The sequence below is a fragment of the Bradyrhizobium sp. genome (genome assembly GCF_035273305.1).
GTDB lineage: Bacteria > Pseudomonadota > Alphaproteobacteria > Rhizobiales > Xanthobacteraceae > Bradyrhizobium.
On the sequence record NZ_DATEPI010000097.1, the window covers coordinates 1 to 18,224 of the forward strand.

18 protein-coding genes are annotated in these 18,224 nt (G+C 60.3%); 6 read left to right on the forward strand and 12 right to left on the reverse strand.

Annotated elements, in window-relative coordinates:
- The 5 genes from VJV58_RS05940 to VJV58_RS05960 all read right to left on the reverse strand — a co-directional run.
- Positions 1 to 850 (reverse strand): branched-chain amino acid ABC transporter permease (locus tag VJV58_RS05940; protein ID WP_324136407.1); only part of this gene is annotated, 850 nt, incomplete at its 3' end.
- Positions 847 to 1,569 (reverse strand): ABC transporter ATP-binding protein, encoded by a 723-nt coding sequence (locus tag VJV58_RS05945; RefSeq protein WP_324136408.1) that lies wholly within the window; start codon positions 1,567 to 1,569, stop codon positions 847 to 849. The genes VJV58_RS05940 and VJV58_RS05945, both read right to left, overlap by 4 nt.
- Positions 1,566 to 2,333, reverse strand: a complete 768-nt coding sequence (locus tag VJV58_RS05950) for an ABC transporter ATP-binding protein (protein WP_324136409.1) — start codon at positions 2,331 to 2,333, stop codon at positions 1,566 to 1,568. The genes VJV58_RS05945 and VJV58_RS05950 overlap by 4 nt, the downstream gene beginning before the upstream one ends.
- 75 nt (positions 2,334 to 2,408) lie before the next feature.
- A complete protein-coding gene (locus VJV58_RS05955; protein ID WP_324136410.1) occupies positions 2,409 to 3,593 on the reverse strand; it encodes a substrate-binding domain-containing protein in 1,185 nt (394 codons plus the stop codon).
- A gap of 413 nt (positions 3,594 to 4,006) precedes the next feature.
- Complete coding sequence (locus VJV58_RS05960; protein WP_324136411.1) at positions 4,007 to 4,969, reverse strand: sensor histidine kinase; 963 nt, start codon at positions 4,967 to 4,969, stop codon at positions 4,007 to 4,009.
- 165 nt (positions 4,970 to 5,134) lie between these two features.
- Between VJV58_RS05960 and VJV58_RS05965 the strand changes: the two genes are divergently transcribed.
- Entirely contained in the window at positions 5,135 to 5,977 is an 843-nt protein-coding gene (locus tag VJV58_RS05965) for a glucose 1-dehydrogenase (RefSeq protein ID WP_324136412.1), read from the forward strand.
- Positions 5,978 to 6,044: 67 nt separating this feature from the next.
- Positions 6,045 to 6,551, forward strand: coding sequence for a cupin domain-containing protein (locus VJV58_RS05970; RefSeq protein ID WP_324136413.1), 507 nt, complete (start codon positions 6,045 to 6,047; stop codon positions 6,549 to 6,551).
- Positions 6,552 to 6,638: 87 nt separating this feature from the next.
- Here the strand turns inward: VJV58_RS05970 and VJV58_RS05975 are convergent, their stop codons facing one another.
- On the reverse strand, positions 6,639 to 8,012 hold the full coding sequence (locus VJV58_RS05975) for a cytochrome P450 (protein WP_324136414.1): 1,374 nt from the start codon (positions 8,010 to 8,012) through the stop codon (positions 6,639 to 6,641).
- A 208-nt stretch (positions 8,013 to 8,220) separates the two neighbouring features.
- Positions 8,221 to 9,468, reverse strand: coding sequence for an LLM class flavin-dependent oxidoreductase (locus tag VJV58_RS05980; protein ID WP_324136415.1), 1,248 nt, complete (start codon positions 9,466 to 9,468; stop codon positions 8,221 to 8,223).
- Between the two features lie 461 nt (positions 9,469 to 9,929).
- Between VJV58_RS05980 and VJV58_RS05985 the strand changes: the two genes are divergently transcribed.
- Positions 9,930 to 11,165 (forward strand): PHB depolymerase family esterase, encoded by a 1,236-nt coding sequence (locus tag VJV58_RS05985; RefSeq protein ID WP_324136416.1) that lies wholly within the window; start codon positions 9,930 to 9,932, stop codon positions 11,163 to 11,165.
- A 70-nt stretch (positions 11,166 to 11,235) separates the two neighbouring features.
- On the opposite strand, the gene VJV58_RS05990 is transcribed toward VJV58_RS05985, so the two are convergent.
- Positions 11,236 to 11,538, reverse strand: a complete 303-nt coding sequence (locus VJV58_RS05990; RefSeq protein ID WP_324136417.1) for a hypothetical protein — start codon at positions 11,536 to 11,538, stop codon at positions 11,236 to 11,238.
- Positions 11,539 to 11,695: 157 nt separating this feature from the next.
- Here VJV58_RS05990 and VJV58_RS05995 point away from each other — a divergent pair, with 157 nt between their 5' ends.
- Complete coding sequence (locus VJV58_RS05995) at positions 11,696 to 12,073, forward strand: helix-turn-helix domain-containing protein (RefSeq protein WP_324136418.1); 378 nt, start codon at positions 11,696 to 11,698, stop codon at positions 12,071 to 12,073.
- An 11-nt stretch (positions 12,074 to 12,084) separates the two neighbouring features.
- On the opposite strand, the gene VJV58_RS06000 is transcribed toward VJV58_RS05995, so the two are convergent.
- The gene (locus VJV58_RS06000) at positions 12,085 to 12,753 is read right to left on the reverse strand and encodes an MBL fold metallo-hydrolase (RefSeq protein WP_324136419.1); all 669 of its coding nucleotides are present in this window, start codon (positions 12,751 to 12,753) and stop codon (positions 12,085 to 12,087) included.
- 209 nt (positions 12,754 to 12,962) lie between these two features.
- Between VJV58_RS06000 and VJV58_RS06005 the strand changes: the two genes are divergently transcribed.
- Positions 12,963 to 14,570, forward strand: a complete 1,608-nt coding sequence (locus VJV58_RS06005; RefSeq protein WP_324136420.1) for an alpha-amylase family glycosyl hydrolase — start codon at positions 12,963 to 12,965, stop codon at positions 14,568 to 14,570.
- On the opposite strand, the gene VJV58_RS06010 is transcribed toward VJV58_RS06005, so the two are convergent.
- Entirely contained in the window at positions 14,539 to 16,257 is a 1,719-nt protein-coding gene (locus tag VJV58_RS06010; RefSeq protein WP_324136421.1) for an alpha-amylase family protein, read from the reverse strand. The genes VJV58_RS06005 and VJV58_RS06010 overlap by 32 nt on opposite strands.
- Before the next feature lie 248 nt (positions 16,258 to 16,505).
- Here VJV58_RS06010 and VJV58_RS06015 point away from each other — a divergent pair, with 248 nt between their 5' ends.
- Positions 16,506 to 16,988: an MmcB family DNA repair protein gene (locus VJV58_RS06015; protein WP_324136422.1), complete on the forward strand. Its 483-nt coding sequence runs from the start codon at positions 16,506 to 16,508 to the stop codon at positions 16,986 to 16,988.
- Positions 16,989 to 17,182: 194 nt separating this feature from the next.
- Here VJV58_RS06015 and VJV58_RS06020 read toward each other — a convergent pair whose 3' ends face one another.
- Positions 17,183 to 17,434, reverse strand: a complete 252-nt coding sequence (locus VJV58_RS06020; RefSeq protein ID WP_324136423.1) for a hypothetical protein — start codon at positions 17,432 to 17,434, stop codon at positions 17,183 to 17,185.
- Positions 17,435 to 17,643: 209 nt separating this feature from the next.
- On the reverse strand, positions 17,644 to 18,198 hold the full coding sequence (locus VJV58_RS06025) for an ActR/PrrA/RegA family redox response regulator transcription factor (protein WP_324136424.1): 555 nt from the start codon (positions 18,196 to 18,198) through the stop codon (positions 17,644 to 17,646).
- Positions 18,199 to 18,224 lie beyond the last annotated feature (26 nt).

The window sequence follows — 18,224 nt, forward strand, 5'->3', positions numbered from 1 at the left end:
CGAGGCCGCCGATGATGACCACGATGAAAACCAGCACGGTGAGATCGTTGCCCATCGAGGCATGCACCTGCTCGCGGTACAGTGCCCACATGATTCCTCCGAGTCCGGCAAGACCGGAGCCCACCATGAATACCCCCAGGAACAGCCGCCGGATGCGATAGCCGAGTGCCTCGACCATCTCGCGGTTTTCGACACCGGCGCGGATCAACAGCCCGATCTTGGTGCGGTTCAGCACCAGTTGAATGCCACAAAACACGATGAGGCCGACCAGCATCGCCAGCAGGCGGTATTTTGCAATGGCGATATCGCCGATGATGAAGGAGCCGCGTAGCGAGGTCGGCAGCGGCAGCGGGATAATCTGCGGTCCCCACAGCGCGTACAGCGCCTGCTCGGCGACGATCAATCCGCCCGTCGTCATCAAAATTTGCTTCAGGTGCTGACCATACACCGGAAGGATCAGTACGCGCTCGACGATCAGCCCGAGCGCGCCGGAAACCGCCATAGACAGCGCAGCCGCCGGCGCCAGTACCGCAAGATTTGTCAGCAGCGAGTCGGCCTGCACCGATGTCGCCATCGGCAGCATCACCAGCGTGCCAATATACGCGCCCACCGAAATGAAGGCGCCATGGCCAAAATTGAGTACGTCCATCAGGCCGAACACCAGCGTCAGCCCGGAAGCCATGATGAAGATCATCATGCCCATGGCGAGGCTTGCCACCGTCAGCGTCACCCAGGAACTCGTCGAGCCGATCAATGGCAGCATCGCAATCGCCAGGATGGCCGGCAGCAGCACCGGCAGAAGATCCCGGTTCGGTTTGGGAAGCGCCGCGGAGGCAGCAACGTCGCTCATTGATGGGCCTCCAGGCTGAGCCCTAGCAAACGCTCCTGCAGTGTCACGTCCGTCGCCAGCGCGGCCATTTCCCCGCGATGGACGATCTTGCCATTGTCCATCACCAGCACCTTGTCGCCGAGTTCACGCGCGGCGTGGAAATTCTGCTCGACCATCAGGATGGTGGCGCCCCGCCGCTTGATCTCGGCCAGACATTCAATCAGCGCCACCACGATTGCCGGAGCCAGTCCCTTGGTCGGCTCGTCGATCAGAAGCAGTTTGCGCGTTTCGACGATGGCGCGAGCTATCGAAAGCATCTGCTTCTGTCCACCCGACAGCGCGCCCGCGCGCGACAACCAGAAGCGCCGCAGGGCCGGAAAGAATCCGAAAATCCATTCAAGCCTGGAATCATCGAGCGGCCCGTCGCGGGCCGCCAGCACCAGGTTTTCCTTTACGGTCAGGTCGGAGAACACCGCCATGGTTTCGGGGACATACCCGACGCCGAGCCGGGCGATGTCGGGAGTCGCGCTGCCCTCAATGCGTTGCCCATCGAGCGAAATCTGGCCGGCGGACGCGTGCCAGAGGCCCATGATGGTTCGCAGGGTCGAGGTTTTCCCGGCGCCGTTGCGGCCGAGCAGCATGGTGGTCTGCCCATGGGTTACATCGAAGTCGATGCCTTGCAGAATGTGATAGCGCCCCACATGGGTATGAACACCCGCGAGCTTGAGAAGCACGCTCATACCGCGGTCTTTCCGGGCGCGATCCCGAGATAGGCTTCCTGCACGATCGGCGACGCGATGACCTCGGCCGGCTTGCCATCAGCCACGAGCTGACCGTTGTGCAGTACGATGATGCGATCTGCCAGCGATCGAACCACGTCCATCTTGTGCTCGACCAACAGGATAATCTTGCTCGCATCCTGCTTTAGTTGCGCGATCAAGTTCAGGACCACCGGAACCTCATCAATGCTCATGCCTGCGGTGGGCTCGTCGAACATGAATACCTTTGGCTCGAGCGCCATCATCAGCGCGACCTCGAGCTTTCGCTGATCGCCATGCGATAGCGCAGTCGCCGCCACGCTTCGCCGGCCGGTCAGCGCGACGTTATCGAGAATGGCGTCGGCACGCGCGATCAGGTCTGTGCGCGTCATCCACGGCCGCAACATGTCGTAGTGCACGCCGGTTTCAGATTGCACGGCGAGCCGGACGTTCTCTTCGACGCTGAGGTTGGGAAACAAATTGGTGAGCTGGAATGCGCGACCGAGACCGGCTCGGGTGCGTAAGGGTGCTGAAAGGCCGGTAATATCGTTGTCGTCGAACAGAATGCTGCCCTGGCTGGGACGCAACTGTCCGGAGATCAGGTTGAAATAGGTCGTCTTGCCGGCGCCGTTAGGACCGACGATAGCGGTCAGCTCGCCTGGCCGAAAGGTGCAGCTGACCCGGTTCACCGCAACATGCCCGCCGAAGCGGATGGTCAGATCGCGAGTTTCCAGAGTATGGGTCATCAGCCGGCTCGTGGTGACGCAACAGACTCGCAAAGGTTGCCTCTCCTCGCGAGAACGGGGAGAGGCAATGGAAAGTTAGCGCTTGTTCCGGATCGGGATGTTCATGTCGTCGATCTTGAGTTCACGCACCGGCTCCAGCACGGCCCAGCTGACATTCGGGTCGACCTTGACTTTGAAGTGGTACATGCTCTGCAACGCCTGATGATCTTCCTTGCGGAAAATCATTTTGCCTTTCGGCGTGTCGAATTCCATGCCTTCCATCGCGCTGATCAGTTTTTCGGTGTCGGTGGATTTCGCCTTGTTGACGGCGGTGACCACCGCCATCGCGGCTGAAAAACCTCCAGCGGTGAAGAAATCCGGTGGCGCGTTGAAGCGCTTCTGGTGTTCGCTGACTAACCAGTCGTTCACCGGATTCTTTGGGATGTCATAGTAGTAATAGGTGGCGCCTTCCATGCCCGGCAGCCGCTTGTAGGCGGCGAGCGCCGGCAGAATATTGCCGCCGGTCGAAAGTTCGATACCATAGCGTTTCGGATCCATGTCCTGCAGCTTGGTCAGCGGATCACCGCCGCCTGCCCAGATCACCCAGATGATCTTGCGGCCCGGCTTGTCCTTCAGCGCATCAAACAGGCGCTGTCCGGCGGCGGTGAAATCGGTGGTGGTGGTCGGCACGTATTCTTCGGCAGCAAGCGTCGCACCGGTTTTGGCCAACGCTTCCTTGAACGCGGCGACGCCGTCGCGGCCGAACGCATAATCCTGCGCTAGGGTTGCGATGGTTACTCCGGGCTTGCCGATGGCCACCGCGTTCGAGATCGCGTCCTGCGATGAGTTGCGTCCGGTCCGGAAGATATATCGATTCCACTTCTCGCCAGTGATCTGATCGGCGACCGCAGGCTCGACGATCAGGATCTTCTTGTTTTCCTCGGCAACCGGAAGGTCGGCGAGGGCTGCCGCCGACGAGGATGTGCCGATGGCGATGTCGGCTTTGTCGTCTTGATAGGCTTCCGCTAAGGCTGCCTTGGACAGGTCGGGCTTGCTCTGGTCGTCTTTGGTGATGATGACGATCTTGCGGCCGTCCAAGGTCATGGTGCCCTTGGTCGCGTATTCCAATCCCATCCTCAGCCCGGTTTCGGTCTGCTTCGCATACGCCTCAAGCGGACCCGTTTTTCCGTAAATCAGCGCGATCTTGAGATCTTCGGCTTGAGCACTGGCGCCGCTGACCAGGCTGGCGGCGGCGATTGCAACGATGAGTGGTAAACGCACGGCATTCCTCCTGTTAGAACTTCCCCTGATAAAGCGATTTGCACAGCTTGACGGACATTGCAATTCCACGTTTCGCCCTTTTGACGCATTCGTCATCCCGCGATTGAGGACTGGCAACTTTCCTTGTGCCCGAAGGCCCGAGTGGGCAAGCAAGCCTCAAAATGTCCATTGATCCGGTACGGCTGGCATAGGTCTGAAAACGCCGTCGATGGCCGGGATGCGGCGCAAAGCTCCGCACTGTTATCGGAATCATCGGCTGCTACGATCTGGTCTCGATAGCCCTGATCACCATGCAGGCCGGGTGCCGAACGCGGGCGTGCCTCCGCTGCCTGGTGCTATCGAAATAAATCTTTCTGAATGACGGACCGTATCCTTGCGCGCGGCCCGCGAAACGAGAGGCGCGCATATCGCGCTCAGGTCTTGGGGATGCGGCACTGCATGGTGCAGTGAACTCCGGTTTTCAGAAATGTAATCTCGGTCTTCCCGTCGAAGGCTCTCAGCGCGGACTTCAACAGTCTGGTTCCGAACCCGGGCGCCCCGATCGTGTCGACCGAGGGCCCTTCGGTTTCATCCCAGGTGATATTGAGGCGATCGTCGGATGCTGACCATGACACCTGCAACAGGCCGGTGGGCGATGAAAACGCCCCATACTTTGCGGCGTTCGTCGCAAGCTCGTGAAACATCAATGCCAGGCTCACCGCCAGCTTGGCCGGAAGAAACAGGGGATTGCCGTTGAGGGTAAAACGAACGTGCCCGTAGGGCCCAAGTTCCGACAGCAACAGATCCTTGATATCGCAACCGCTGCCGTCGACCCGTGCGATCAAATCGTCGGTCGTGGAAAGTGCTCGGATGCGCTGATCGATGCTAGCCCAGATCTGCGGCCTGTCATGAAAAACCTGATGCAGCACCGCGTGGATCGTGGATAGCTTGTTTTTGAGGCGGTGTTGAAGCTCGTCAACGATGAGCTTGCGATATTCTTCCTCCTGGCTCAGCCGTTTTGCGATCTGCCGCTGTCCCAACGCGATCGAGCGATAGTGCTCGATGCCCCATATCGTGAGCCCGCTTACGATCAGAAAGATGACCGCGAGCGCGAACCTTGCGAAATCAGCGGTCGAGGGCCCGAAGTTGAGAGTTAGGCCGAGGACCGTGCCCGCCAGCGCGGTGCCTATGCCGACCCGCAGCCCACCGACGGCGGTAGCAAAAAAGACCGCCGGCAGATAGGGCGTGAAATAGACGTCGGGCCGTATCAGCGCGAGACCCCAGCGCGCCCCCGTCGCCAGGACAAGGCATAAGGCCGCAAATCCCACGCTGAAGAAAGCTGACGGCTGCGACGTTCCTTGCCAGCCTCGCCGAAGCTCGTCGATCAATTTCATCATTCGACTATACTATAAAAGGTGCATCGCCCGCAGCAGGATATGGAGTCCGCGCCGACAACGGGAATTTTTGGGGTTCGCAATGCCGCTTGGCCCAACATGGTCGGCTTGCCTTGTTCCATGCGGCCGGGGATATACTAAGCTTCGCTTCACCAGGGAGAGAACCAGATGGGACGACTGAGCGGCAAAGTCGCGGTCATCACCGGCGCGACAAGCGGCATCGGCCTACGGACCGCCGAGATTTTCGTGGCCGAAGGTGCGAAGATTGTAATTGCAGGACGGCGCGCGCCAGAGGGCGAGGCGCTGGCGAGCAAACTCGGCTCCAACTGCAGATTTCGCCGGACCGACGTCACGCGCGAGGACGAGGTGCGGGCGCTGATCGAAGAGGCAGTGAGTAAATTCGGCCGGATCGATTGCCTGTTCAACAACGCGGGCGGCCCGGCGCAGACCGGCGGCATCGAAGGGCTCGACGTCGAACGTTTCGATGCCGCGATGGCGACCCTGGTGCGCAGCGTGATGCTCGGCATGAAACACGCCGCGCCGTATATGCGCCGTCAAGGCTCCGGCAGCATTATTAACAATGGCAGCATCGCGGGGAGGCTGGCCGGATTTTCCTCCTCTGTGGTGTATGGGGCGGCGAAAGCGGCCGTCATTCACCTGACCAAATGCGTTGCCATGGAACTCGGCGAAGTCGGCATTCGCGTCAACAGCATTTCGCCGGGCGCGATCGCCACCGGCATCTTCGGCAAGGCGCTTGGGCTGTCGGTCGAGGCGGCGGAGAAAACGCCGGATGTGATGCGCGAGGTCTTCAAGACCGCGCAGCCTATTCCGCGCGCTGGGCTTCCTGACGACATCGCCCACGCTGCGGTGTTTCTTGCAAGCGACGAATCCACTTTCATCAATGGGCACGATCTGGTGGTCGATGGCGCCATTACCGGCGGTCGCAATTGGACCCAGCAACAGCAGGGTTATGTCGCGGTCCGCAAGGCGTTCGAACAGGGGACGGCTTAACTCGTCAATCGATGATCTTTGTATCAATACGACCGTATCGCTCGGTGCCGTTATGGAGGCGAAATCAATGTCCCGAACATTTGCCATCACGAAGTCGGGTCGGGCGCAGGGATCGCCGCTGTATGCCGCTCTTATAGCTGGATTGGCGTGCGCACTGCTGATCGGGAAGTCGCTACCGATTACGATGGACGGGCTCGCGGCGGTTATCGAGCCGCTCTGCGCGGTTAGCGATCCGGCCGGCTCATCCCTCGACAGGGTCGAGCCGATCACCTCGCACGCCCTGCCAAACGTCCCGGGCAAGCGCGTGACAATCGTACGCGTGTTCTATGGTCCGGGCGGATTTACCCGCGCGCATCGCCACGCGGGCTCCGTCACTGCTTACGTCACCAAGGGCGAGATCCGGTCGCAGCTCGCCGGCGGACCTGTCGAAACATTCAAGGTAGGGCAGTCGTTTTTCGAGCCACCGGGCGCCACGCATCTGGTCTCGGCGAATGCGAGCAGCACCGAGCCTGCGGAACTGATTGCCGTGTTCGTGGCGGATGAAGGCGCGCAGCTCACGACGTTCATCGAGTAGGCCGTATCGTCGCCCTGAATGGAATTGGCTGCGCAACCGCACGCCTCTTGAACTGAGGCGGCAGAAAACCCCTTCCGGTATGCTGGCTCACACCGGCTTCAGCGTCACACGCAATCCATCGCGAGGTTTCGGGATAGGCCACATCTGCCATTCCGGCGTGTAGCCGACTTCGATCGAGACGCTGAGGTTTTGCAGAAAATGCCGCGCGAAGCATTTCGCCTGCATGTAGGCGAAGTGCAGCCCGAGACACATATGGGCGCCGCCCCCGAATGGCACCCAAGCGAAGCGGTGGCGGCCGCGTTGCGCTTCATCGGTAAAGCGCATCGGGTCAAAGCCGTCGGGATCGTGCCATATCTCCGGCATGTGATGGGTGAACACCGGATTGACGCCAACCATGGTACCCGCCGGCACGGCGTACCCTTTGAAATTGAAATCGCGAATGGCGCGTCGCGGAATCGATGGCACCGGCGGTTTCAACCGCATCGCCTCCTTGAACGCCATCTCCGTGAGTGGCATGGCTTCGAGATTGTCGAACGTCGTCGGCTCGTTGGCCGCGATATTGAGTGCGGCTATCTCCTCGCGCAGCCTCGTTTGCCACTGTGGATGCGTTGCGAGTGCCCCAACAAACGAAGTCAGCGATGAGGTCAGCGTATCGTGCGCGGCCATCATCAGGAAACTCATGTGATCGACGATATCCTGAGTCGAAAGCAGCGCGCCATCTTCATGGGTGGCGCGGCATAGTTGGGAGAACAGGTCTTCGCCGCCTTTGGCGCGCCGGACCGGAATCTGTTCCGAAAAATAGGCGACGATGCGCTTTCGTCCGCGCACGCCGCGTGCCATCTTGGTACCGGGCAGCGGTGAACGGATCACCGAGATCGAGGCCGCGACCATATCGACAAAGGCGCGTGTGATCTCGTCCACCTCGGGGCCGATGTCAGCGCCGAGGAAGGAAGTGGTCGCGAGGTCGAGCGTGAGCTGCTTCATCGCCGGGTAGAACAACATCGGTCCCGGCCCCGCCTTCCATTGCTTTACCCTTGCGGCAATTCCGGTGTCGAGTGTTGCCAGATAGGATTTCATCGGTCCCGATTTGAACGCGACCGACAGCGCGCGCCGATGCAGCCGATGCTCCTCGAAATCGAGCAGCATCAGTCCGCGCGGAAACAACAGACCGAGAATCCGCCCCCACCCGTGGGCCGAGGAAAACAGCTTGGCCTGATCGAACAGCACGAGCTCATTCGCCTCCGGCCCGAGCAGAGAGAGGCTGGTCTCGCCGAAGATGTGACTGCGATAGACCAGGCCGTATTTGGCGGCCATTTGCTCGATGTGCCCCTTCGGGTCGGCGAGCACGTCCAAAGTCTTGCCGATAATCGGCCAGCCCTCGTCGCCGGGAATATGGGTCAGCGAATTGCGTTTCGGTGGGCTGAAGGCCGGCGCGGCAGGGGCCACACTTTGCATCGTCATGGCATTTCTCCGGCTGGTCGAGATATTATGGGCCGCGACCTGTGGCGCGGCCCCACCTGTTTCGCCGCTCTCGACATAGGCCAAACCTAGTGAATAACCTTTCGGCTGTCAGCGCAAAGTTGGAGCGTCTGCGGGGCTTGGCTTGGATGGGGTGGATTGGCTCATGTTGGCGCTTGTTGCGCGAAGGCAATGCGCGCCGAACGGCGAGTCACGGCTTGGCCTTTCGTTTGGCCGCTTCCTTCTGCAGATCCGGTGCATTGATAGTCGGAATCGCGACGCGTCCCGGCCCGGTGAGGGGAAGCGCCGCGGCGGCTCGGTCGTTCTCCATGATCTTTGCCATCACCGCCTGACCTGCGCGCTCGAACACGGCGCGGTTCTCGATCACGAATTTCTGCGACTCCCGCAATTTCGCGGTGTAGCCGTTGATTTCCGGTATCACGTAGCGTGCCACCATATCCCAACTTCGGCGGGTGTTTTCCGGATTGGCCCAGTCGTGCACAAACCCGATGATGCTACCGACGCCGCCACTCACTTGCATCAGGTTCCTGATGGTTTTGACCAGGTCGTCAGGCGTGCCGATGGTCGAGGCGGCGCCTTCGCCGCCAGCGGTCTTCTCAACCGCGTCCTCGGGCGAGGTGAAAGGCTGCAATCCCGGCCGCTGCAAGGTGCCGACATTATATTCATTGTGCCAGCGCATCAGTCCCGGCCCGGCTTCGCGCCGCGCCTGCTCGCGGCTCTCAGCGATGTGCCAGCTCAGCAGCACGCGCCAATCGGACCTGCTCACCGTGGTGCCATGTTTTTTGGCGGCGTCCTCGGCAAAACCCCACTGCGTCGGTAGCGCCATCAGTCCTTGCGTCGACATCGAGCCGAGCGAAATGATGCCGATTCCGTATTTGCCAGCCAAGGTCATGCCGGAGGGCGAAATTTGTGATGCCACGACGAACGGCATCTCTTCCTGCAAAGGCAAGATTTGCAGCGCGGCGTCGTTCATGGTGAACCAGTCGCTCTTTGCCGTGACGCGCTCGCCCTTGAACAGCCGGCGGATGATCCCGATCGCCTCATCCTGGCGGTCCCGCTGGGTCATCGGATCGATGCCGAGGGTGTGTGCGTCGGAAGCCAGCGCCCCCGGTCCGGACCCGAAAATGGCGCGCCCGCCGGTCATGTGGTCGAGTTGCACCATGCGCTGGGCGACGTTGAAGGGATGGTGATAGGGCAAGGAGACGACGCCGGTGCCGAGCCTGATCCGTTTGGTGCGCTCGCCGGCCGCGGCCAAAAACATTTCAGGCGATGCAATCATTTCCCAGCCCGAGGAATGATGCTCACCGCACCAGAACTCATCGAAGCCGAGCGAGTCGATCTGCTCGACGAAATCCAGATCGCGGCGGAACTGCAGCATCGGATGCTCGCCGATCGGGTGATGCGGGGCGAGAAAAGCTCCGAATTTCAGGCGGGCCATGGGTGTTCTCTCCGGATTTTCTTTTTGGTTTCTTGCGATGTTGCCGACCCAAACTAGGGGCTGCAGTCAGCCGTGGCAATGACCGAAAGCCGCTGGCGGGTATGCCGTCGAATGGCTGAGTTCATTGAGGCGTCGAAACTGTTACCGCGAATTCAACGCAATGACGACGAGCTAACGCAAGCTGATGCTTTCACGTCGGCCGGTTGCCGTTCGCAGTCGCCTGTGATTGCGGCATTGGCTCGCGGCGAATTCCCATTGTGGTATTGGGCTCGTCCAGAATCGAGTGTGAAACTAACGAGTGCCTTGGATGCGACGCAGTTGCCGCATTTCTGTCATGTATGCGCCTGGGCAACACCTCAGCGATAATTTGGGGGACTGACAGCATACGGTCTTTTTATTTTGCAGTGCAGCAACTAACTCTGCTCGGACGAGTTAAGAAGTCTCTCGCCAAGGAGCTGCCTGTGTCGCTCGCCAAGAATGTCGAATTCCTCCGACGCCTGCCAAAACTGAACGCATTCGACGGCTTTTCAGCCTATGGCCGAAACCTGAAGCGCGGCTTGCGCAGCCCGTTGGTCGAAACGATGCGGTTTGGGTCCAATCCAGGCGCGTTGCGGATGTTTTCGTTTGTTCCACCTAACCATCAGCAGCCGGCCGCGCTTGTCGTGGTTCTGCACGGATGCGGGCAGACGGCTGCTGCTTATGATTTGGGCGCGGGCTGGTCGACGCTTGCCAAACATTACGGTTTCGCCTTGCTCATGCCCGAGCAGCAGCCCGCCAACAACGCAAACGGATGCTTCAACTGGTTCAACCCGGAAGATACCGCGCGGGGCAGCGGCGAAGCTTGTTCGATCCGGCAAATGATCGCGCGCATGGTCCGTGAGCACGACATCGATGAGCGGCAAATATTCGTTACCGGTCTCTCCGCCGGCGGCGCGATGACGTCGGTCATGCTTGCAACCTATCCCGACATTTTCGCTGCGGGCGCTGTGATCGCTGGCCTGCCGTTCGGCGTAGCGAGCAACGTGAGGGAAGCCTTGAATGGTATGTTTCAATCGGCCACGCGCCCGGCGTCCGAACTCGGAGATCTCGTGCGCTCGGCTTCAAATCATAAAGGGCCGTGGCCGAAAGTTTCGGTGTGGCATGGCAGCGCCGATCGAACGGTGAACCCGGCCAATGCCGACGAGATCGTAAAGCAATGGATTGATGTGCACGGCCTTCCCTCGTCTCCCATGTCGGAAGGCACCGTCGATGGCTATCCGCGGCAGGTTTGGTGGAATGCGGATGGCGAAACGATCGTCGAGTCCTACACGATCACCGACATGGCCCACGGCACGCCGCTCGGGACTGCCGATAATGACCACCGCTATGGCGCGGAAGGCGCATTCCTGATTGAGGCAGGCATCTCATCTTCCTATCACATTGCCAATTTCTTCGGTCTGACCGAACGGATTCGCTCGCCCAAGGAAGCTGCGGCGCCGGCTTCCGATGCGAAGCCAGCCACCCAGAAGCCGCCAATGATCACGCAACCTCCGGCACCAGCCCCCGAGGTTACCGGAGTGCTGTGGCCGGTGATGGCGAAGCCCAACGGTCATTCCAAGCCGCCGCCCAATCCTCGCGCCCGCCGCGGAATCGATGTCGGCGCCGTCATCACGCGCGCGCTGACCGCTGCGGGTCTTATGAAGCAAGGACCGGAATAAGCCGGCGGAAATCGGCCAGGTAAACGCCGGGCGTGCTCGCGATGACCTCGAGCTAGCGGGTGCCTGCCGGCTACCTCGTCTCCGCGATCAGCTGCAGTGGAGTAACGACCACCTCGCCGCCGGCCACCTGGCGTGTCTTTTCCGTATAATGCTTGAAGAAATCACGCGATTGAAGCGTCTTGACCGCCTGCTCGTCGACCGCGGCGGCTAGGTGATAATAATCAGCATGGTCGCGGTTCTTCATGCAGCGGTAGCTGATTTTTCCTTTGAGCTCTGGATCGTTATTCAGCGCGGCAATAAATCGATCGATCTCCAGATGCCATTCCGTCGTCGGGCCGTTGGCGAATTCGTATTTGATCATGAAGTGCTTCATCTCTGGCTCCTTTAAGGATTTATTTTCGCGCCGATCTGGAACTGAGCGACACTTCCTGATCTGATGCCGGTACGCGCCAAAGCGCAAGTATGGACAAAATTGATACTAAGCGTCCTTTGAAGCGCATGCACCGCGGAATGACGTCCGGAGATATGGCATGGGTAACAGAAAATCAGCGGAATCACGTGGATGCCCGGTTGCGGCGTTCCAGAAAATGATCAGCGGCAAATACAAGCTCCGAATCATCTGGGATTTGCAGGACGGCCCGAGGCGCTACGGCGAGATCCGCAGCGGCCTGCTGCGCGGCGGAAGCGGCAGTTCGGAAATAGCTCCGCGCGTGCTCAGCCGAGAGCTGAAGGCGCTCACCGCGAGCGGACTGATCGACCGCAAAGATTACGGCGTCGTGCCCCCAAAGGTGGAATACCGGCTGACGCGCAAGGGCAGGAGTTTTGTTCCTGTCATCGCCGCCATTCGCAACTGGGGTGGTCGGCACCTGGCGCAAGCAAGCTCGGGCGAACTCGCGGCTGCCGAATAGCCGACCTCGCGCTACATCGCGCCGGTAAGAAACGGATTGGTCATTCGCTCCTGCCCGATGCTCGATCCTGGGCCGTGGCCGCAGATGAAACCGACATCGTCGCCGAGCGGCAACAGCTTGTCGTTGATCGATTTGATCAGCGTTGCGTGATTGCCGCCGGGAATGTCGCTCCGCCCGACCGAACCGCTGAACAGCACGTCGCCGACATGCGCAAAGCGCATCTCGTTGCTGAAAAACACCACGCTGCCCGGCGAATGTCCGGGGCAATGCAGGATGTCGAAGGTCAATTCACCGAGCGAAACTCGATCGCCCTCGTCGAGCCAGCGGTCCGGCGCAAAATCGCGCACGCCGGTCATTCCAAATCGGGCGCCGCTCGCAACCACGTTGTCGAGCAGGAATTTGTCAGCGATATGCGGTCCTTCGATCGGCACCTTCAGTGCGTCGCGCAGCTCGGCGGCGCCGCCGACATGGTCGATGTGGCCGTGTGTGAGCCAGATCTTCTCCACGCGCACCCTGGATTGCTGGATCGCGGACTGGATTTTCGGAACGTCGCCGCCCGGGTCGATCACCGCGGCTTTTTTCGTGGCCTCGCACCAGATCAGGGTGCAGTTCTGCTCAAACAGAGTCACCGGAATGATGACGGCGCCGGCCTTCGCCTTGGTTTCGGTTTGCTGGCTCATGCCAGCACATTGCCGATTTTTCCCAGCCAGCCAAGCGAAAGCTTCGTGAATTTTGGCCAGACCTGATCTGTGAACGCCGCTGGCTACTGACGGATCAGCTCAATCGGAACCGCTTACGCGCGGATGGGGCCTGCGGGACGTGGTCTGACTGAACCTGTTCAGCGGTTCCGAGTTACCCCGCGACGCGATGCCAGGGAACAGCGATCGAGATGAAACGACCCGACGAATTCTGGTGGCGGCACGGTGTATTTTACCAGATCTATCCGCGGTCGTTCCAGGATTCCAATAGTGATGGGGTCGGAGACCTCAGGGGCATCATCGAACGGCTGCCCTATCTGGTGTCGCTCGGTATCGACGCGATCTGGTTATCACCGATCTTCCCCTCGCCGATGGCTGATTTCGGCTACGACATTGCCGACTACACCGGTATCGATCCACTATTCGGCACGATCGCGGATTTCGACGCGCTGATCGCGGCTGCGCACGATGGCGGGCTCAAACTCATCCTCGATCTCGTGCCCAACCACACTTCCGACCTGCACCCCTGGTTTGTCGAAAGCCGCCGCTCACGCGATAACCCGAAGCGCGATTGGTACATCTGGCGTGATCCAAACGAGGCTGGCGGTCCTCCGAACAACTGGCTGTCGGAATTCGGCGGCAGCGCGTGGCAGTACGACGCCGCCACAGCGCAGTACTATTATCACGCTTTCCTCGCGCAGCAGCCGGATCTGAACTGGCGCAATCCGGAGGTGCGCCACGCCATCCATGACGTGATGCGCTTCTGGCTCAGGAAGGGAGTTGATGGCTTCCGTGTCGATGTCATCTGGCATTTGATCAAGGACGCGGAATTTCGCGACAATCCGCCCAATCCGAGCTTTCGTCCGGGCCGCCCGCCGCATGAGCAAATTCTGCCGCTGCGCACGACCGATCAGGCCGAGGTGCATGATGCGATCGCCGGGATGCGGCGGGTGATCGATGAATTTCCGGCGCGCGTGTTGATCGGTGAGATTTATCTGCCGACAGAACGTCTGGTCACCTATTACGGCCGGGAGTTGGGCGGCGCGCATCTGCCGTTCAATTTTGCGCTGCTCTCCGCCCCTTGGAATGCGCGAGCAATCGAAAAAATCATTCACGATTACGAAGCCGCGCTGCCGCATGGAGCTTGGCCAAACTGGGTGCTCGGCAATCACGATCGTCCACGGGTGGCTAGCCGGGTGGGCCGCGATCAGGCGCGGGTCGCGGCGATGTTGTTGCTGACGTTGCGAGGAACGCCGACGCTGTACTACGGAGATGAAATTGGGATGCATCAGGTCGCGATCGCGCCCGGTCAGGTGCGGGATCCCTTTGAAAAGAATGTTCCGGGTATCGGAGTCGGTCGCGACGGCTGTCGCACGCCGATGCAATGGGACGCCGGCCGTTTCGCGGGCTTTTCCACATCGACGCCGTGGCTGCCGTTATCGGAGGATTCCGTGCACGAGAATGTCGTCAACCTCGAAGCGGACGCCCGATCGATACTCAATTTGTACAAGGCGCTGATCGGCTTGCGGAACAATTTGCCGGAGTTGGTCACCGGCTCGTATGTGCCGATTGCCGCGCAAGGCGATCTGCTGATTTACCGCAGGCAGAGCGAAATCGACGCGTTGATCATCGCGCTGAACCTGGGCGATCAGCCGACCTCGATCTCATCAGGGGGGTTGAGGGGCGAAATTCTGATTTCGACTCTTCTGGATCGGAGCGGAGAGAAGGTAGAAGACGCGCTGGATTTGCGCGGCAATGAGGGCGTGATCATCGGTGCCTTGGGCGCTCAGCCTGAATAAACGGTTTTCCCTTTGCATCGGTATCGATGTCACTCCGCTTCAGGAGATAGTCGAGACCGCCGACCCGATACCAGCGGTAGCCGTACGCTTCGATCAACAACAGATGCTTGCCGCGTTCGTCAGCATAACTGTGCTCTTCGGCCAGCAGGTTGACCAGCAGCTTGCCGGCGTCGTCAGGGAGCCCGACCGCAAATGAGATTTCACGGGGCTTCTCATCGAGATTGTGCACGAACAACACAGAATTGTTGCGCCAGTCATAGCGTATGATCAGAACGGCCGGATCGCGCGTAGCAATTACCTTGAAGTCACCCCAGCCGATTTCCGGGACCTCCTTGCGCATGCGGATGATGCGTTCGGTCCAATTCAACAGTGAACCGGGGTCACGGCGCTGTTTGGCGACGTTGACATGCTCAAAGCCGTACGCGCCGTCATGAATGACGGGCGAACACGGTCGCTCGCTTTCGGTGAAACCCGCGTGAGGCTCGTTCGACCATTGCATGGGAGTGCGGGCGCAGTTGCGCTCCGGCAAGGCCAGATTGTCCCCCATCCCGATTTCGTCCCCATAGCGGATCACCGGCGTGCCGGGCAGCGTGCACATCAGACTATAGGCGAGTTCGACGCGACGGCGGTCACCACCGAGCATGGGTGCAAGACGGCGGCGGATTCCACGATTGTAGAGCTGCATGTTCTTGTCGGGACCGAATTTCTCGAACACCACCTTGCGCTGAGCCTTTGTCAAACGTCCGAGATCGAGCTCATCGTGATTGCGCAAGAACAAGCCCCATTGCGCGGAAGCCGGTCGCGGCTTTGTCACAGTGAGAGCTTTTGCCAGCGGACGCGAGTCGGCCGAAGCCAGCGCATAGAACAGATGCTGGTTGACATGAAAGTTGAACATCATGTGCATGCGGTCGCCGTCATCACCGAAATACTTCATATCGGTCTCGGGCAGTACATTGGCTTCCGCGAGGATGATGGCGTCGCCCTCGCGCCATTGCAGGAACTCCCGAAACGAACGCAGCATGTCGTATTGTTCGATCGGGGTGCGAACCTTGGCGCCCTTGGTGGCGATCACAAACGGGACTGCATCCATGCGGAAGCCTGACACGCCCATTTGAATCCAAAAGCCCATGATCTTGAGGATCTCGGCCTGTACGCGAGGGTTCGAGGTGTTGAGGTCGGGCTGGAATTCGTAGAAGCGATGGAAGTACCAGGCGCCGGCCTGCTTATCTCGGCTCCAGGTGGTTTTTTGCACGCCGGGAAAGACCATGCCTTTGCCGGCATTGGCAGGCTTCTTATCGGACCAGACGTACCAATCGCGATACGGCGAGTCCTTTGAGCTTCGTGCCTGCTGAAACCAGGGATGCGCATCGGAAGTGTGGTTGACGACGAGATCGATGATGATGCGCAAGCCGCGCTGACGGCAGCCGTGGGTGAACTCAACGAAGTCGCCCAGCGTGCCGTATCGGGGATCGACTCCATAATAATCGGTGATGTCGTAACCATCGTCCCTGCCGGGTGACGGCTGAAACGGCATCAGCCAGATCGTCGTGATGCCGAGGCCCTGCAGATAATCCAACCGGCGCAGCAGCCCCTTGAAGTCGCCGACACCATCGCCGTTGGCGTCCATGTAAGTCGCGACCGAGAGGCAGTAGAAAACCCCGTTTTTGTACCAGAGGTCGTCGATCATGCCGTGGCAGTCCTGTTCGGTCCACCTCGTTGCCGCAGCATCGTCCGGGAATTCGGAAGTCGGGTTTGCAAAAAGATCATGCTCAAACAATGCTCGAACAAAGGGCTTAAATCACGATCCGATCGACCGCCAAGACCCTGGTGGTGGGGCGCGTGTACTAAGCCCTGAGGCGTTCCGCGGTTCCAGTTTGCGTCGGGGGGAAACACAAACGGGTTTCCACCTCGCCTCTCGCGCTCTACTGTTAGGGCATGGAATCACCTGTCCGCAAAATAGACATCGCACCGCGACCGGACGGCCGCCAATCGGAGACGGCGCTGTCGATCGCACGCGGTAGCGCGCGCCTATTGCGCTCACTGGGGTTCTCATGCATCAGCGAATTGCCACTGCCTTCCGGCCGCCGCGCCGATCTGGTCGCGCTCAACGAACGTGGCGATATCTGGATCCTCGAAATCAAGTCATCGATCGAGGACTTGCGCGCGGATCAGAAGTGGCAGGATTACAGGATGCATTGCGATCGGCTGTTTTTCGCCTTCACCCAGGATTTGCCGTGCGAAATTTTTCCGCCGGACACCGGGCTGATCGTCGCGGACGCCTACGGCGCGCACATGCAGTGCGAAGCACCGGAGCACCGGCTGCCGGCGGCCACGCGAAAGGTGATGACGGTGCGGTTTGCGATGGCGGCAGCGCAGCGCATTAACCGGCTGGTCGATCCGCAGGGCCACGGCGAATAGTAGGACGCCATGATTCCGGCCTCCTGATTCTGCGCCAGCTTGTGCCATCATTCCCCGTTATGGCCGGGCTTGTCCCGGCCACCCGCGTGCTTCACTTGTGTAGAAAAATCCCCCGGCGACAGCGTAAAAAAACTCGTTGCCCGGTGGGCAACGAGTTGATTGTCCTGGTCCTGCGATGCTGGCTCTGCGCTCAGCTAATCGTGGTCGTGGTCGTGAATGACGGTCTTGCTGCGCGTACCGTCCTCGTGTTCTTTTTTGATCACTGTCGTGCGGTCGGATGGCTCACGCTCCTTGACTACGGTGGTGTGATCCCGGTCCCGGTCCCTGTCGTAGTCCCGGTGGCTGCCGACGGTCACGCCTGCGGGCCCCACGCCCACACCAACTTCGTCAGCGAAAGCAGGCGTAGCCAGCGCCGCCAACGCTGCAATTGTCAAAACATACCTCATTACGATCTCCTGTCGCGCTCGGCCCCAGCGATAACTCGAAGCCTTCGCCGAAGTTCCTGAAACTGCGCTCGCCGCCCGCCGCACCGCCCCGTTCTCTCCTCTTCTGAGGTCCATCGGCGGCCCGTTTCTCATGCGAGCAATCGCGCTAAAGGCAACCACCCAACACCGCGCGAAGCCGCGCGGTCGAGCGTTGATCGCAATGTGACGTTTTAGCGTGGTGCGCGCTTGGCGAGAATTCGCTGCAGAGTGCGGCGATGCATGTTGAGCCGGCGCGCCGTCTCCGAAACATTTCGGTTGCACATCTCATAGATGCGCTGGATGTGTTCCCAGCGCACGCGATCGGCCGACATCGGATTGCTCGGCGGCTCGGACTTATCGGTGCCGCTGGCGAGCAGGGCGGCGACCACATCGTCGGCGTCGGCAGGCTTCGAGAGATAATCAACCGCGCCCATCTTCACGGCGGTCACGGCGGTGGCGATGTTGCCATAGCCCGTCAACACAATGGCGCGCGCGTCGGGGCGCTTGCGCTTCAGCGCCGAGACCACGTCAAGGCCGTTGCCATCGCCGAGGCGCAAATCCACCACAGCAAAAGCGGGTGCTGACTTGCCGATCTGGGCCAAGCCGTCTGAGACGTTGTCACAGGAAGTGACATTGAAGCCGCGGGTCTCCATTGCGCGCGAGAGCCGCTCAAGAAAGGCCTTATCGTCTTCCACGATCAGGAGCGAGCGGTCGGCGTGGCCGGCCAGTTCGGAGATAGCGTTCACGATGCGGGTATTCCTTGTGGCGAGTA

Bases quoted from the DNA above. Each gene is read 5' to 3' on its own strand.
- VJV58_RS06010 (WP_324136421.1), bottom strand. From the start codon at position 16,257: ATGATCGACGACCTCTGGTACAAAAACGGGGTTTTCTACTGCCTCTCG.
- VJV58_RS05990 (WP_324136417.1), bottom strand. From the start codon at position 11,538: ATGAAGCACTTCATGATCAAATACGAATTCGCCAACGGCCCGACGACG.
- VJV58_RS06020 (WP_324136423.1), bottom strand. From the start codon at position 17,434: ATGAGGTATGTTTTGACAATTGCAGCGTTGGCGGCGCTGGCTACGCCT.
- VJV58_RS05960 (WP_324136411.1), bottom strand. From the start codon at position 4,969: ATGATGAAATTGATCGACGAGCTTCGGCGAGGCTGGCAAGGAACGTCG.
- VJV58_RS05965 (WP_324136412.1), top strand. From the start codon at position 5,135: ATGGGACGACTGAGCGGCAAAGTCGCGGTCATCACCGGCGCGACAAGC.
- VJV58_RS05970 (WP_324136413.1), top strand. From the start codon at position 6,045: ATGTCCCGAACATTTGCCATCACGAAGTCGGGTCGGGCGCAGGGATCG.
- VJV58_RS05980 (WP_324136415.1), bottom strand. From the start codon at position 9,468: ATGGCCCGCCTGAAATTCGGAGCTTTTCTCGCCCCGCATCACCCGATC.
- VJV58_RS06000 (WP_324136419.1), bottom strand. From the start codon at position 12,753: ATGAGCCAGCAAACCGAAACCAAGGCGAAGGCCGGCGCCGTCATCATT.
- VJV58_RS05945 (WP_324136408.1), bottom strand. From the start codon at position 1,569: ATGAGCGTGCTTCTCAAGCTCGCGGGTGTTCATACCCATGTGGGGCGC.
- VJV58_RS05950 (WP_324136409.1), bottom strand. From the start codon at position 2,333: ATGACCCATACTCTGGAAACTCGCGATCTGACCATCCGCTTCGGCGGG.
- VJV58_RS05995 (WP_324136418.1), top strand. From the start codon at position 11,696: ATGGGTAACAGAAAATCAGCGGAATCACGTGGATGCCCGGTTGCGGCG.
- VJV58_RS05975 (WP_324136414.1), bottom strand. From the start codon at position 8,012: ATGACGATGCAAAGTGTGGCCCCTGCCGCGCCGGCCTTCAGCCCACCG.
- VJV58_RS06005 (WP_324136420.1), top strand. From the start codon at position 12,963: ATGAAACGACCCGACGAATTCTGGTGGCGGCACGGTGTATTTTACCAG.
- VJV58_RS06015 (WP_324136422.1), top strand. From the start codon at position 16,506: ATGGAATCACCTGTCCGCAAAATAGACATCGCACCGCGACCGGACGGC.